13 protein-coding genes and 1 tRNA gene are annotated in these 14,209 nt (G+C 70.6%); 9 read left to right on the top strand and 5 right to left on the bottom strand.

Features of this window, described 5'->3' with window-relative positions; all coding sequences use genetic code 11:
- Positions 1-290: 290 nt before the first annotated feature.
- Entirely contained in the window at positions 291-2,099 is a 1,809-nt protein-coding gene (locus NBY69_RS05465; RefSeq protein ID WP_250298596.1) for an EAL domain-containing protein, read from the top strand.
- A 119-nt stretch (positions 2,100-2,218) separates the two neighbouring features.
- Here the strand turns inward: NBY69_RS05465 and NBY69_RS05470 are convergent, their stop codons facing one another.
- From NBY69_RS05470 to NBY69_RS05480, 3 genes are all read right to left on the bottom strand, one after another.
- The gene (locus tag NBY69_RS05470) at positions 2,219-3,277 is read right to left on the bottom strand and encodes an LLM class flavin-dependent oxidoreductase (RefSeq protein WP_250298597.1); all 1,059 of its coding nucleotides are present in this window, start codon (positions 3,275-3,277) and stop codon (positions 2,219-2,221) included.
- Positions 3,278-3,398: 121 nt separating this feature from the next.
- Positions 3,399-4,118: a decarboxylase gene (locus NBY69_RS05475; protein WP_250298598.1), complete on the bottom strand. Its 720-nt coding sequence runs from the start codon at positions 4,116-4,118 to the stop codon at positions 3,399-3,401.
- Entirely contained in the window at positions 4,115-4,933 is an 819-nt protein-coding gene (locus NBY69_RS05480; protein WP_250298599.1) for a decarboxylase, read from the bottom strand. Before NBY69_RS05480 ends, NBY69_RS05475 begins: the two co-directional genes overlap by 4 nt.
- A 152-nt stretch (positions 4,934-5,085) precedes the next feature.
- On the opposite strand from NBY69_RS05480, the gene NBY69_RS05485 reads away from it, so the two are divergent.
- Both NBY69_RS05485 and NBY69_RS05490 read left to right on the top strand, forming a co-directional pair.
- A complete protein-coding gene (locus NBY69_RS05485; RefSeq protein ID WP_250298600.1) occupies positions 5,086-6,045 on the top strand; it encodes a D-2-hydroxyacid dehydrogenase in 960 nt (319 codons plus the stop codon).
- Positions 6,038-7,465: an amidase gene (locus tag NBY69_RS05490; RefSeq protein WP_250298601.1), complete on the top strand. Its 1,428-nt coding sequence runs from the start codon at positions 6,038-6,040 to the stop codon at positions 7,463-7,465. The genes NBY69_RS05485 and NBY69_RS05490 overlap by 8 nt, the downstream gene beginning before the upstream one ends.
- 134 nt (positions 7,466-7,599) lie before the next feature.
- On the opposite strand, the gene NBY69_RS05495 is transcribed toward NBY69_RS05490, so the two are convergent.
- Entirely contained in the window at positions 7,600-8,103 is a 504-nt protein-coding gene (locus NBY69_RS05495) for a DUF3830 family protein (RefSeq protein ID WP_250298602.1), read from the bottom strand.
- 134 nt (positions 8,104-8,237) lie between these two features.
- Here NBY69_RS05495 and ehuB point away from each other — a divergent pair, with 134 nt between their 5' ends.
- From ehuB to NBY69_RS05525, 6 genes are all read left to right on the top strand, one after another.
- Entirely contained in the window at positions 8,238-9,176 is a 939-nt protein-coding gene (gene ehuB, locus NBY69_RS05500; RefSeq protein ID WP_250298603.1) for an ectoine/hydroxyectoine ABC transporter substrate-binding protein EhuB, read from the top strand.
- Positions 9,173-9,844, top strand: a complete 672-nt coding sequence (ehuC, locus tag NBY69_RS05505; protein WP_250298604.1) for an ectoine/hydroxyectoine ABC transporter permease subunit EhuC — start codon at positions 9,173-9,175, stop codon at positions 9,842-9,844. Before ehuB ends, ehuC begins: the two co-directional genes overlap by 4 nt.
- Positions 9,841-10,494, top strand: coding sequence for an ectoine/hydroxyectoine ABC transporter permease subunit EhuD (gene ehuD / locus NBY69_RS05510; protein ID WP_250298605.1), 654 nt, complete (start codon positions 9,841-9,843; stop codon positions 10,492-10,494). The genes ehuC and ehuD overlap by 4 nt, the downstream gene beginning before the upstream one ends.
- Positions 10,495-10,534: 40 nt before the next feature.
- Entirely contained in the window at positions 10,535-11,323 is a 789-nt protein-coding gene (gene ehuA, locus NBY69_RS05515; protein ID WP_250298661.1) for an ectoine/hydroxyectoine ABC transporter ATP-binding protein EhuA, read from the top strand.
- A gap of 164 nt (positions 11,324-11,487) precedes the next feature.
- Entirely contained in the window at positions 11,488-12,246 is a 759-nt protein-coding gene (locus NBY69_RS05520) for an IclR family transcriptional regulator (protein ID WP_250298606.1), read from the top strand.
- Between the two features lie 128 nt (positions 12,247-12,374).
- A tRNA-Lys gene (locus NBY69_RS05525) sits at positions 12,375-12,448 on the top strand.
- 55 nt (positions 12,449-12,503) lie between these two features.
- Here NBY69_RS05525 and NBY69_RS05530 read toward each other — a convergent pair.
- Positions 12,504-14,162 (bottom strand): AMP-binding protein, encoded by a 1,659-nt coding sequence (locus NBY69_RS05530; RefSeq protein WP_250298607.1) that lies wholly within the window; start codon positions 14,160-14,162, stop codon positions 12,504-12,506.
- Positions 14,163-14,209: the final 47 nt, after the last annotated feature.

The following is a 14,209-nucleotide window of genomic DNA, read 5'->3' on the forward strand; positions in this document are numbered from 1 at the left end:
CGTTACGCCCTGTCCAGATGCCCCACTGGAGTGACCGACCCGACACCCCGGGCCTTCACGGAAAGTCACAACTGGTCATACAGGAAAGGGCCCGGACCACAGCCGCGCAGAAACGATCACCTTGAGCACCGGAGTGACCACGGCGCCCCAACAAGGCTGGAACGGTCCTTGCTTCAACCTCTATGATCGGCACACTTTCCCCTGCGGACCACGCCTCCGGCGTTTCTCCACCGTCCGGCCGACGACCCAGACCTCACCTGTTCAAGACGACTGCACTGCGGGAGCCAGCCGTGAGCGGAACCCCTGAAGGGCCGGGTCCGGTGCCCGCCTCCGTCCGGCCGCCGGTCACAGAGCGTCAGGCCGTCGGCCGGACCGCAGCCGAACTGAGCGACTACCGCGCCGCCTTCAACACCGCCCGGCTCGGCATGGCCGTCGTCGACAGCGAAGGCCTGGTCGTCACCGCCAACGACGCCCTCGGCGGACTGCTCGGCGCCGAGCCCGCAGGGCTGAACCGGCAGACCGCGGCCGACCTGGTGGACCTGGCCACGGACGCCCGGACCTGGCACGCGTACCGCGAAGTGCTCCGGGGCCGCCGCTCCAGCTTCCGCTGCACCCGCAGGCTCAAGCACGCCGACGGTCACTCGCTCTGGGCCGAGGTCAGCGTCGCGCCGGTCCCCGACAGCTCCCAGGTGCTGCTCTCGGTCGCCGACGTCAGCGACCGGCGCGAACTCCAGGCGAAACTGCGCCACCTCCAGATGCACGACCCGGTGACCCGGCTGCCCAACCGGGCGCTGTTCTTCGAACGGCTGTCCGCGGCGCTCGACCTCTCCGCGTACGGGCACGGGAGCACCGCCCGGATCGGGCTCTGCTATCTGGACCTGGACGGTTTCAAGGCGGTCAACGACACCCTCGGCCACCGCTTCGGCGACCGGCTGCTCGCCGTCGTCGCCTCCCGGCTGACGCACTGCGCCGACCAGCCCGGCTACGGGCGCAGCGGCGGCCATCTGGTGGCCCGGCTCGGCGGTGACGAGTTCGCCCTGCTCGTCGAGGACTCCTCCGGTACGGAACACCTCGCCGACCTCGCGGGGTCGGTGCTGGCGGCGCTCCAGGAGCCGTTCGACCTGGGCGGTCAGCGGCTCTCGGTGTCCGCGTCGATCGGAGTGGTGGAGCGGCCGGCGGCGGGCACCAGCGCCACCGGGCTGATGCAGGACGCCGACACCACGCTGTACTGGGCGAAGGCGGACGGCAAGGCCCGCTGGACACTGTTCGACCCGGAGCGCAACGCGCACCGGATGACCCGCCAGGCGCTCTCGTCGAAACTGCGGCCCGCTGTCGAGGGCGGCGAGTTCGTGCTGGAGTACCAGCCGCTGGTGGATCTGGCGGACGGCGCGCTCAAGGGCGTGGAGGCGCTGGTCCGCTGGGACCATCCGCAGTTCGGGCGGCTGACGCCCAACCGGTTCATCGGGCTGGCGGAGGAGGACGGCTCGATCGTCCAGCTCGGCGGGTGGGTGCTGCGTACGGCCTGCCGGCAGGCCAGACAGTGGCAGCTCGACCACCCGGGCGCGCCCCCGCTGTTCGTGAGCGTCAATGTCGCCGTGCGGCAGGTGTGGGACTCCGACCTGGTCGCCGATGTCGCCGGGGTGCTCGCCGAGACGGGCCTCGCGCCGGAGCTGCTCCAGCTGGAGCTCACCGAGTCGGCGGTGATGGGGTCGGCGGGCCGCCCGTTGCAGGCGCTCCAGGACCTCAGCGACATGGGTGTGCAGATCGCGATCGACGACTTCGGCACCGGCTACTCGAACCTGGCGTATCTGAGCCGGCTGCCGGTGTCGGCACTGAAGCTGGACGGGTCCTTCGTCCGCGGGTTCCGCTACGACCAGGGCACCCACCCGAACCCGGCCGACGAGATGATCGTCGAGGCCCTGGTCCAGCTCGCGCACCGGCTGGGGCTCACGGTCACCGCGGAATGCGTGGAGACGGTGGGCCAGGCGACACGGCTGCGCCGGATCGGGTGCGACACCGGGCAGGGCTATCTGTACTCGCGGGCGGTGGCGCCGGAGCACATCGGGGCGATGCTCGAAGGCGTACCGCAGCGGGGCTGACGGCCCGCCGGCCGGGGCGACGGTCCGTGGTCGGCCGGCCGGCGGGCGATGCGGGTACGGATTACCCGGCAGCCCGTAGGCGTCAGGGTTTACCCGGGCAGCCCGTAGACAGCAGGGGTTTACCCGGGCAGCCCGTAGGCGTCGGCGATCAGCTCGTACGAACGCAGCCGCGCGTCGCCGCCGTGTGCGTTGGCCGTGATCATCAACTCGTCGGCGCCCGTGCGCTTCTGGAGGTCGTCGAGACCGGAGCGGACCTCGTCCGCCGTGCCGCTGATGATGTTGTGCAGCCAGCCGTCGACGAACTCGCGCTCCATGGGGGAGAACGAGTACGCCGCCGCCTCGTCCGGCGTCGGCACGAGCCCCGGGCGGCCGGTGCGCAGCCGGACCATCGAGAGGGCTCCGGAGAGGATCTGCCGGTGGGCCTCCTTCTCGTCGTCGGCCGCCAGTGCGGCGACGCCGATCAGGGCGTACGGGGCGTCGAGCACCGCCGAGGGCCGGAACGACTCGCGGTAGAGGTCCAGGGCCGGGATGGTGTTCTGCGCCGAGAAGTGGTGCGCGAAGGCGAACGGCAGCCCGAGCGTCCCGGCCAGCCGGGCACTGAAGCCGGACGAGCCGAGCAGCCAGATCGGCGGGCGGCCGACGGGCCCCTGGACCGGGCCCGGTACGGCGTGGATGCGCGCGTACGGGTGGCCGTCCGGGAAGTCGTCGTCCAGGAACCGGGTCAACTCGGCCAGCTGCTGCGGGAATTCGTCGGCACCCTCGTGGAGGCGTTCGGACCGGCGGAGCGCGGCTGCGGTGGCGCCGTCGGTGCCGGGTGCCCGCCCGAGCCCGAGGTCGACCCGGCCCGGAGCCATCGCTTCGAGCGTGCCGAACTGCTCGGCGATCACCAGCGGGGCGTGGTTCGGCAGCATGACCCCGCCGGAGCCGAGCCGGATGCGGTCGGTGTGCGCGGCGAGGTGCGCGAGCAGCACGGCCGGTGAGGAGGAGGCGACCCCCGGCATGGAGTGGTGCTCGGCCACCCAGTAGCGGTGGAAGCCGCGGCGCTCGGCGAGCCGGGCGATGTCCACGCCGGTGCGGATGGCCTGGGTCGCGGTGCGGCCCTCGCCCACGGTCACCAGGTCCAGTACGGACAGAGGGACGGGGGCGGTTCCGGCCGCCTTGCCTTGAATCGGGTCCACCGCGCTGGAGCCTTTCTGGTTGTCGGCCTGTACAGCTGGCGGAAACACGGGGACGCTCTCCGGTTATTCCCCCGGGGCCGGACCCACCGTCGGGAAGGCTCTCGGGAAAGCCTCTGGAGAACTAGGCGCGCCGGGCGAACAGCTTGCCCAGCTGATCGCTCCAGACTCGGCGCTCGGTCAGCCGCAGTCCTTCCCACACCGATACCTGGTTCGCCGTGAGCACCGGCTTCCCGAGGACCTGCTCCAGTTCGCGCAGGTACGCCGCGGTGTGCAGCGCCGTGTCCGGCAGCAGGACGACGTCCGCCGACGGGTGGTCGCCCGCCAGCGCCAGTTCCAGCACCTCGTCGCGGCCCCAGGCGCCGACCTCCTCCGCCGTGACGATCCCGCGGCCCCGGCTCGCGACCACTTCCACGCCCGCCGCCTTGAGGAAGGCGGTGAAGTAGCCGGTCACGTCCTCCGGGTACGTCGCGGCGACCGCGACCTTCTCGGCGCCCAGGTACTGGATCGCGTTGGTGAAGGCGAACGATGTACTGGACGCGGGCATCCCGGCGGCCTTGGCCAGGTTCCTGACCTGCTCCCGGGCGCCTTCCCAGCCGTAGACGAAGCTGCCGCTGGTACAGGCCCAGACCACCGACTCGGCCCCGGAGAGCCGCAGCTCCTCCACCCCCGCGGCGAGCCGCGCGGCGGAGCCCATCTCGATCAGCGCGTCCACCCGGTGGGCGTCCTCACCGATGTCCGTGTGGACAAGGTGCAGCCTGACGTCCTCGGTCACGAGCAGCTCGAAGCGCTCGTAGTCGTCCTCCGCGGAATGCCCCGGGTAAAGGAACCCGACCGTTGTCATGTCCAGCCTCCCTGTTCTTCGGGCGGATCTTCTGCCAGTGCGGTGGCGGGCTCGGGAAGCGGCGCGGGTGCGGGTGCGGGCGTCGAGTCGATCAGCAGCCGCTGGTACGGGCCGATCGCGAAGGCGCCTATGTGCCGCAGCGCCGCCCACATCGTGACCTGGTTCGCCGAGAGCACCGGCATCCGCAACTCGGCTTCGAGCTGCGGGATCACGTCGTACGTCGGGAGGTTGGTGCAGCTGATGAAAAGCGCATCGGCCGCGCCGACCACCGCCTGCCGGGCCATGTCCACCACATCGCGGTACGGGACTTTCCAGATACGGCTCGTGAGACCGAGGAAAGCCCGTCCGGTGACCTCTGTCCCGGCTTCGCCGAGGTATTCCTCCAGCGCGGACGTCACAGATTCAGTGTAGGGCGTGACCAGGGCGATCCGCTGGACGCCGATCTCCCGGACGGCCTCCAGGAGCGCGCCGGACGTGGTGATCGCCGGGATGTCACCGGCGACGGTCATGGCCGAGCACATGGCCCGCTCACCCGCCAGTCCGCCGACGAAACTGCCGCTCGCGCAGGCGTACACGACGACCTGCGGCGCCACCGCGCTCAGCGCCCGGACCGCCTCACCCAGCGTTTCGTGCTCGCTGACCAGCCGGGCGAGGTCGAGCGAGACTTCGACGGGGACGAAGGGGGTACGCGTGAGGTGGAGCGAGACATCGTCCGGCACCCACCGCCACAGTTCCCGGTCGAGCGCGAAGTCGAAGGGGGCGACGACACCCACACCGCGTTGCGGCTGTGGTCCGCCGATAAAGGAGATGTCCATTGCTGACCCCAGGTGGTGCGTGGGCGAGGCCGTGTTGCTTCTGATGTCGACGGTAGGTTCATGGGGCGATCCCGGTCAATCAACGCATCCCTGACGTCGCGATGTGCTTACGTGAAGGAAACACGGCCGCTCTCAGCCGAAGGACCGCGCCCATGTCCGAAGCCTCAGTCCCCACCCTTCTCGTACTGGACGCCGACCCGCCTCCGCGCCTCGGAAAGCTGACCGGCCGGGCGCATGTCGTGCACGCCGGCGCAGAGACCCTGGGCGGTCAACTCCCTTACGCGGACGTCCTGCTGGTCTGGGACTTCCACTCCGACGCGGTGCGCCGGGCCTGGCCCGGCGAGGGCCCGCGGCCCGGCTGGGTGCACACGGCCAGCGCCGGTGTGGACCATCTGCTCTGCCCCGAGCTGGTCGCGTCGGACACCGTGGTGACCAATGCCCGCGGCATCTTCGACCAGCCGATCGCGGAGTACGTCGCGGGTCTCGTCCTCGCCTTCGCCAAGGACCTCCCCGGCACCCTGGAGCTCCAGCGCCAGCGCCGCTGGCAGCACCGCGAGACCAGGCGGCTGGCCGGCAGCCGGGCGGTCGTCGTCGGCTCGGGCCCCATCGGCCGGGCCATCGCCGCCACGCTGTCGGCGCTCGGGGTGAAGGTGGCCCTGGTCGGGCGCACCGCGCGCCGCCCGGTGCACGGGCCCGAGGAGCTGGACCGGCTGCTGCCGCGCGCCGACTGGGTGATCTGCGCGGCCCCGCTCACCGGGACCACCCGTGGCATGTTCGACGCCCACGCCTTCGGCACGATGCAGCCGTCCGCGCACTTCATCAACGTCGGGCGCGGGGCACTCGTGGTCGAGGACGATCTCGTCGAGGCGCTCAGGAAGCGCTGGCTGGCGGGCGCCGCGCTCGATGTGTTCGCCGAGGAGCCGCTGAACGCGGGGAACCGCCTCTGGGACGTCCCCGACCTGCTGATCTCTCCGCACATGAGCGGCGACACCATCGGCTGGCGCGACGCTCTCGGCGAGCAGTTCCTGGAGCTCTACGACATGTGGGCGAACGGAAGGCCGCTGCCGAACGTGGTGGACAAGAAACGTGGGTACGTCCACACACATGACTGAGCTCTGCGATCTGTCTGCCCGTCAACTCGTTGCCGGATACCGGAAGGGCGCCTTCACCCCGGTCGACGCGGCCCGTGCCGTCCTGGACCGGATCGAGGTGGTGCAGCCAGGAGTGAACGCCTTCGTCCGGGTCGACGCCGGCCCGGCCCTGGCGCAGGCGCGGGCGTCGGCGGCCCGGTGGAGCGCGGGTGAGCCGCAGGGCCTGCTCGACGGGGTGCCGGTCACGGTCAAGGACATCCTGCTGCTGCACGGGGAGCCGACGCTGCGGGGATCGAGGACCGTACGGCCGCAGGGCAGGTGGTCCGAGGACGCGCCGTCGGTGGCGCGGCTGCGGGAACACGGTGCGGTCTTCGTCGGCAAGACCGCGACGCCCGAGTTCGGTTGGAAGGCCGTCACCGACTCGCCGCTGCACGGGGTGACCCGTAACCCGTACGACAGCGCCCGTACCTCCGGCGGCTCCAGCGGCGGCGCCGCGGCGGCGGTGGCGCTGGGCGCCGGGCCACTGGCGCTGGGGACGGACGGCGGGGGGTCCATCCGCGTACCGGCGTCGTTCTGCGGGGTCTTCGGGCTGAAGCCGACGTACGGGCGGGTCCCGCTCTATCCGGCCAGCGCCTTCGGGACGCTCGCCCATGTCGGCCCGCTGGCGCGCGACGCGGCCGACGCGGCGCTGATGCTGGACGTGATCAGCGGTCCCGACCCGCGCGACTGGTCGCAGCTGGCCCCGCCCGCGGGCAGTGTGCGGGACGGACTGGACGGCGGGGTGAAGGGGCTGCGGATCGCCTACTCGCCGACCCTGGGCGGCCAGGTCGCCGTCGAGCCGGCGGTCGCGGCGGCGGTCCGTGCGGCGGTGGGGCGGCTCGCGGAACTCGGCGCGTACATCGAGGAGACGGATCCGGACTTCACGGATCCGGTCGCGGCCTTCCAGACGCTGTGGTTCAGCGGGGCCGCGCGGGTGGCGCAGCACCTGGGCCGGGAGCAGCGCGCGCTGCTCGATCCCGGGCTGCGGGAGATCGTCGCGGAGGGCGAGCGGTACTCGGCGCTGGACTATCTGGCCGCGGTGGACGTACGGATGGAGCTGGGCCGGCGCATGGGCCTCTTCCACCAGCGGTACGACCTGCTGGTCACCCCGACCCTGCCGATCACCGCGTTCGAGGCGGGGGTGGAGGCGCCACACGGTTCGGGGCACCGGCGCTGGACGGGGTGGACGCCGTTCACGTATCCCTTCAACCTGACGCAGCAGCCCGCGGCCACGCTGCCGTGCGGGGTGGACGGAGCGGGCCTGCCGGTCGGGGTGCAGCTGGTGGGGGCGCGGCACGCGGACGCGCTGGTGCTGCGGGCCGCGCATGCGATGTACGGGGCGGGGGTGGCCGCGAGGGTGCCCTCGGTCACCGGCCGGGCTCCGCTCGGCCCGCCCGCGTAGCCCGGTCGCTCAGCCCGGCCCGCGTGGCCCGGCTGCGTAACCCGTCCGGTCAGCCCGGCCGGCGTGGCCCGGCTGCGTAACCGTCCGGTCAGCCCGGCCGGCGGAAACCGATCAGCTGGTCCGGCGGAAACCGATCAGCCGGTCCGGCGGAAGCTGAGTGTCTCGCCCAGGGCGCCCGACCGCCAGAGGTCCTGACAGGCCGCCGCCATCCGGTCGAGGCCCTCGACCACCGTGCCCCACACGATCCCCGGGACCCAGCCGGTGTCCCCGTTGATCAGCAGGTTGTTCCGCTCGTAGAAGAGCGCGAGGTCGACCACCGTCGTCCGTCCGCGGTGGTCGGCCGCCGTCTCGTATCCGTACGCATCCGTGCCCAGCACCGTCTCGGAGAAGGTGAAGTAGCAGAGGTCGCCCGGGACGGGGGTGACCGTCGGGTTCTCCAGCGGCGGCTCCTGCGGCGCGAAGCCGGGCAGCAGGGCGTAGATCTCGTTCCGGGCGTACTTGGCGTGGTAGACGTCCCCGCCGAGCGGCAACGCGTCCCACACCGCCGCGCAGGTCACCGGGGCCTTGTCGTCGAGGAGCCGCGCGGTGCAGCTCACGCCGCGCTTGTCGAGGGACAGTTCCACGAATCGATCGCTCATCTCCCCATGGTTTCCCCCCGGAGGCCCACGCGGTCGAGGCCGACCGGCAAATGGTGGGGCCTCGGACCAACTCGCCGCACGATGGGCTGAAAATGATCTGCATACCTCGCGCGGAGTCGGGTAGCCGCGCGCCCATGGCTCCACCACCAGGGAACGACTCAGAAAGCACACCAAGACACTCCATACGGTCCATACGTTCCACACCTTCGACACCACCCGTACGACGCCGTTCGCTGCTGCTCGGCGCGGCAGGCCTGGGCGCCGCGGGGGCGCTCGGAGCAGCCGGGTGCAGCCGGGTGCCGACGGGCGACACGCTCGCCCGCCTCAAGTCGCAGGGCACCGTCCGGCTCGGCATCGCGGGTGAGGTGCCGTACGGCTACATCGACGAGCAGGGCGACTTCACCGGCGAAGCGGTGGAACTCGCGAAGATCATCTTCAAACGGCTCGGTGTCGACCACGTGCAGCCCGTGGCGACCGACTTCGCCTCGTTGATCCCCGGCCTCAACTCCCAGCAGTTCGACTGCGTTTCGGCCGGGATGTACATCAACAAGGAACGCTGCCAGCAGGTCATCTTCGCCGATCCCGAGTACCAGATGCTGGATGCCTTCATCGTCCGCAAGGGCAACCCGAAGAACCTGCACAACTACGAGGACTGCGTGCGGGCCAAGGCGAAGTTCGCCACCGGTACCGCGTACGCCGAGATCGCCTACGCCGTCGCCGCCGGGTACAAGGAGAAGGACATCCAGATCCTCCAGGACCAGGTCGCGGGGCTGAACGCGGTCGAGTCCGGCCGGGTGGACGTCTTCGCGGGGACCTCCCTGACCGTCCGTGAAGTGGTGAAGAAGAGCCGGAAGGCCGAGGCGACCCCCGCCTTCGCGGCCACCGTCGACGGCAAGAAGAAGATCGACGGCGGCGGGTTCACCTTCCGCCCCACGGACACCGCGCTCCGTGACGCCTTCAACGTCGAGATCCACAAGATGAAGAAGAGCGGTGAACTCTTCCGGGTGCTCCGGCCGTTCGGGTTCACCCAGGCGGAGATGACCACGCTGACGGCCAAGGAGCTGTGCGCATGACATCGGGACTCTGGCAGCACTGGGTGCTCCCGGGCATCTGGATCACCATCCAGCTCACCGTGTACAGCGCCGCCCTCGCCGTGGTCGTCGCGTTCGGGATAGGCATGGCCAGGGCCCACCGCTCACGCGTGGTGCGGTTCCTGGCCGGTTTCTACACCGAGATCTTCCGCGGAACGTCGTCCCTGGTCCTGATGTTCTGGATCTTCTTCGTCCTGCCCAACCTGGTCGGCTGGGCACTGGTACCCATGTGGGCGGCCGTGCTGGCGCTCGGGCTCTCGTACGGTGCGTACGGGGCCGAGATCGTCCGCGGCGCGCTGAACGCGGTGGCACCCGCGCAGCGTGAGGCGGGCGTCGCGCTCAACTTCACCCCCTGGCAGCGGATGCGGCTGATCCTGCTGCCGCAGGCGATACCCGAGATGATGCCGCCCTTCTCGAATCTGCTGATCGAGCTGCTCAAGGGCACCGCGCTGGTCTCGCTGCTCGGCGTCGGCGACGTGTCGTTCGCCGCCTATCTGGTGCGGCTCGCCACCCAGGAGAGCTCGCAGATCTACTCGGTCGTCCTGGCCATCTACTTCGTCATCGCCTTCGTGCTCACCCGTGGGATGCGGGCGCTCGAACGCAAGACCCGGGCCAATCTCGGCCTCCAGACCACCGGAGGTGCCCGATGAACAGCTGGGACTGGTCCGCCGTCGGGCACTTCATGCCGCGCTTCTGGGACGGGCTGCTCACCACCCTCCAGATCCTCGTCCTCGGTTCGGTGCTCTCCTTCGCGCTGGGTCTGGTGTGGGCGCTGGGCTACCGGGTGAAGACGCGCTTCGTGCGGTGGCCGGTGAACTTCGTCACCGAGTTCATCCGCAACACCCCCCTGCTGGTGCAGCTCTTCTTCCTGTTCTTCGTGCTGCCCGACTGGGGCATCCAGTTCTCCGCCCTGACCACCGGCACGGTCGCGATCGGGGTGCACTACTCGACGTACACCGCCCAGGTCTACCGGGCCGGCATCGACGCGGTGCCGGTCGGGCAGTGGGAGGCGGCCACCGCGCTGTCCCTGCCGCTGACCCGTACCTGGACCGCGGTGATCCTGCCGCAGGCGATCCGCCGGGTGCTTCCCGCCCTCGGCAACTACGTCATCGCGATGCTGAAGGACACCCCTCTCGTGGTCGCGATCAGCGTGCTGGATCTGCTGGGCCAGGCCCGTATGGAGGGCGGCATGACCTTCCAGTACAACGAGGCGCTGACCGTCGTCGGCGTCGCCTTCATCGTCATCGCCTATCCGGCATCTCTTCTTGTACGAGCCCTGGAGCGCCGTCTTGTCCGCTGACGCGAACCCCGCGACCCCCGAGATCCCCGCCACCCCCGAGATCCCCCGAACCGAGGCCCCCGGCGCCGAGTCCGCGGCCGGAGGCGCCACGTCCGAGCTGATCCGCTTCACGAACGTCACCAAGCGGTTCGGCGGGAACACCGTGCTCGACGATCTCTGCTTCTCGGTCCGGCCGGGCAAGCACGTCACGCTGATAGGACCTTCCGGTTCCGGTAAGACGACGATCCTCAGACTCCTGATGACCCTGCTCAAGCCGGACGAAGGGGAGATCACCGTCAGCGGTGACCGGCTCTTCCCCTCGGAGGGCGAGAAGCAGCTGCGTGAGGTGCGCAAGAACATCGGCATGGTGTTCCAGCAGTTCAACCTCTTCCCCAACATGTCGGTGCTGCGGAACATCACCGAGGCCCCGGTCCGGGTCCTCGGGATGTCCAAGGACGAGGCCGCCGAACGCGCCAAGGGCCTGCTCGACCTGGTCGGACTCGGTGACCGCGCCGACGCCAGGCCGAACCAGCTCTCCGGCGGCCAGCAGCAGCGCGTGGCCATCGCCCGCGCCCTGGCGATGCGCCCGAAGGTGCTGCTGCTCGACGAGGTGACGTCGGCGCTCGACCCGGAGCTGGTGGCCGGTGTGCTCGACGTGCTGCGGGACATCGCGCGGACGACCGACATCACCATGCTGTGCGTCACGCACGAGATGAACTTCGCCCGGGACATCTCGGACGATGTCCTGATGTTCGATTCCGGGAAGGTGATCGAGTCCGGTTCTCCGGAAAAAATCTTCAGCGATCCCGAGCACGAACGTACGCGCGAGTTCCTGAGCGCAGTGCTCTGACCTGATACTCCACGTTCGAATTGTGACTCTGGCATATGCCACGGTGGCGCGCCCCAGTACAGAGCACCGGTGCGCGCCACCAAGTCATCAACAGCCGCCCCACAACGGTCTCTTGACCGCTATCGTGGTACGCGAGCAAACGGTCACAACCTGTAGGGGGAACCGTGGCGCTGAAGCCCGAGCCGACTGCGCCGTTCCATTCGGTGCAGTACGCACTCCGCGTGCTGGAGACCGTCTCCAGATACGGAGGCGGCGTGACCGACACCGAGATCGCGCGTGAAACCGGTCTCCCCACCTTCCATCTGTCCGCGCTGCTGCTGATGCTGCGCCGCGAGGGATACGTCGAGCAGATCAGTGACGGCGCCTACGTCATCGGCGACTCGCTCGTCCTGCTCGGCTCCGGTGCCACCCGCAAGTCGGCCCTGGAGGCCAAGCTCCAGGACACCCTGGCCCGGCTGCGGGACTCGGTCGGCGCCGCGGTCTACATCAGCCGGTACATCGACGGCGAGATGAAGATCACCCAGATCGCCGACGGCCCGCTGACACCGGCGGTCCAGGAGTGGGTGGACTTCCGTTCCTCGGCCCACGCGAGCGCGGCGGGCAAGTGTCTGCTGACCCAGCTCGACCAGAACGGCAGACGCGACCACATCTCCCGCCACAAGATCGCCCGGCTCACGTCGAAGACGATCACGAACGAGCGGGTGCTCTTCTCCAAGCTGGACTCCCAGCCGGCGACGGTCCCGGTGCTCGACATCCAGGAGTACGCGGTGGGCACGGTCTGCGCGGCGGTGCCGCTGACGGCGGGCGCCGCGGTCGGCTGTCTGGCGCTCTCGCTCCCGATCGAACATGCCCATCGGCTGCGTGCCGCGGCGGACTCACTGAACCGGCAGGCGGCGCCGGTGGTGCTCTCGCTGGCGATCTGATGCTGCGCGCCCTGTGCCGGGCGGTCTCCGCCCGGTGACCTCGGCCGGTAGCCGGGCGGTCTCCGTCCGGTGATCTCGGCCTGGTTTGGAGCACCCCTCCGGACCAGCTACTATTTCTGAGTCGGCAAGCGCCGCTAGCTCAGTTGGTTAGAGCAGCTGACTCTTAATCAGCGGGTCCGGGGTTCGAGTCCCTGGCGGCGCACAGACGGAAGAAGCCCCTCGCGGAAGCGGGGGGCTTCTTCGTGTCCGCGGCACACTCAGGCCGGCCCGCCGGGCTCCACTCCCCGCGTTGCGTACTCCGCCAGCAGCTTCGCCACGTCGTCCCCGGTGAGCGCCCGGTACTCCCCGTCCGCCCGCTGCCACACCGGATCCGCGCAGCGGAAACCCTCCCTGCGCAGCCCCACCCGGTGCACCTTGTTCGTCGCCGTCACCGGCATCGCCGGTACGACCCGGACGAACCGCGGCGCCATCTTCGTCCCCAGGTCCGGCTGTTCGCCGAGGAAACGGGCGAAGGCCGCCGGGTCGAAGGTGACGCCCGCACGCAGGGCGAGTGCCGCCATGACCTGGTCGCCCGCGACCGGATCGGGTACCGCGTAGACGGCGACGGCCGCCGCGTCCTGCCACCGCGCGAGGATGTTCTCGATCATCGCGGCGGCCAGGTTCTCGCTGTCGACGCGCAGCCGGTCGTCCGTGCGGCCCGCGAAGTAGAGGAAGCCCTCGGCGTCGCGGAAGAAGAGGTCACCGGTCCAGTACCAGCCGCCGCGCCTGCGGTCCGCTTCCGCCGTCTCGTTGCGCCAGTAGCCCTCGAAGGGGTTCGGGCCGCGGTTGACCAGCTCTCCTATCGCGGCGGTCCCGTTGGTGAGCCGGCCGCCCCGATCGAAGGCCGCCCGGGGTTTCTCCTCGTACGTCTCGGGGTCGACCACCGCCAGATCGTCGCCGGGCGCCGCCCTGCCGATCGCTCCCGGCGGGGTGTCGGCGGTCCGCTGGACGGCCGCGCCGCCCTCCGACGACCCGTACCCCTCCACCAGCCGCACGCCGAACCGCTCGGCGAAGCGCGCGGCGTCCACCGCCCCCGCCTCCGTGCCGAAACCGGTCCGCAGCCGGTGCGCGCGGTCGTCGGGGTGCTCGGGGGTGGCCAGCAGGTACTGCACGGCGCGGCCGACGTAGGTGAAGTACGTGGCGCCGTACGCCCGTACGTCGTCCAGGAAGCCGGACGCGGAGAACCGGGGGCGCAGGGCGACGGACGCACGGCCCGCCAGCGCGGGTGCCCAGTTGGCGATCACCGCGTTGCCGTGGAACATCGGCATGCAGATGTAGTGCACGTCGTCCTCGGTGATCCCGAAATGGGAGACCAGCGAGGTACCGGCGGCGGCGAGCCGGCCCTGGGTGCAGATCGCGGCCTTGGGCGCGCCGGTGGAACCGGACGTGAAGTAGAGGAGCATCCGGCTGGACCGTGAGACGGGGGCCACGGTCGCCTCGCCGGGGACGGCGTCGGCGTACGGGGCGAGCAGCTCCCGGTAGGCGTCCGTGTCGGTGACCAGGATCCGTACGCCCGGCAGCGCCAGGCCGTCGAGCAGCGGCAGCAGCTCCCGGGAGGTGACCAGTACCCGGCAGTCGGTGTGCACGATGTCGCGGGCCAGTTCGGCGCCGCGCCGGGTCGGGTTGATCCCGGCCACGGCGGCCCCCGCGAGGGCCGCCGCGCTCAACCACAGGGGGAACTCGGGGGTGTTGTGGAGCAGCACCCCCACGTGCGGCTCTGCTCCGGCGGGGAGCAGGTCCACGAGGAGCGCGGCCCGCGCGGCGGCTCCCGAGGCGACCTGGTGATGGCTCAGGACGAGGTCATGGGCTCTCAACCCGGGCCGGTGGTCGCCCCATTGCTGCCGCACGAGCTCCGCGAAGGTACCTGCGCTCCTCATGGCGCCGCAGATTAACTGACCAGCCGTCAGAACTGAACGCCCCGGGA

Source organism: Streptomyces sp. A 4/2 (assembly GCF_940670765.1).
Taxonomy (GTDB): Bacteria; Actinomycetota; Actinomycetes; order Streptomycetales; family Streptomycetaceae; genus Streptomyces.

Coding starts and splice junctions, on each gene's coding strand:
- NBY69_RS05485 (WP_250298600.1), top strand. CDS start 5,086: ATGTCCGAAGCCTCAGTCCCCACCCTTCTCGTACTGGACGCCGACCCG.
- ehuC (WP_250298604.1), top strand. CDS start 9,173: ATGACATCGGGACTCTGGCAGCACTGGGTGCTCCCGGGCATCTGGATC.
- ehuB (WP_250298603.1), top strand. CDS start 8,238: ATGGCTCCACCACCAGGGAACGACTCAGAAAGCACACCAAGACACTCC.
- NBY69_RS05480 (WP_250298599.1), bottom strand. CDS start 4,933: ATGGACATCTCCTTTATCGGCGGACCACAGCCGCAACGCGGTGTGGGT.
- NBY69_RS05495 (WP_250298602.1), bottom strand. CDS start 8,103: ATGAGCGATCGATTCGTGGAACTGTCCCTCGACAAGCGCGGCGTGAGC.
- ehuD (WP_250298605.1), top strand. CDS start 9,841: ATGAACAGCTGGGACTGGTCCGCCGTCGGGCACTTCATGCCGCGCTTC.
- NBY69_RS05475 (WP_250298598.1), bottom strand. CDS start 4,118: ATGACAACGGTCGGGTTCCTTTACCCGGGGCATTCCGCGGAGGACGAC.
- NBY69_RS05530 (WP_250298607.1), bottom strand. CDS start 14,162: ATGAGGAGCGCAGGTACCTTCGCGGAGCTCGTGCGGCAGCAATGGGGC.
- NBY69_RS05490 (WP_250298601.1), top strand. CDS start 6,038: ATGACTGAGCTCTGCGATCTGTCTGCCCGTCAACTCGTTGCCGGATAC.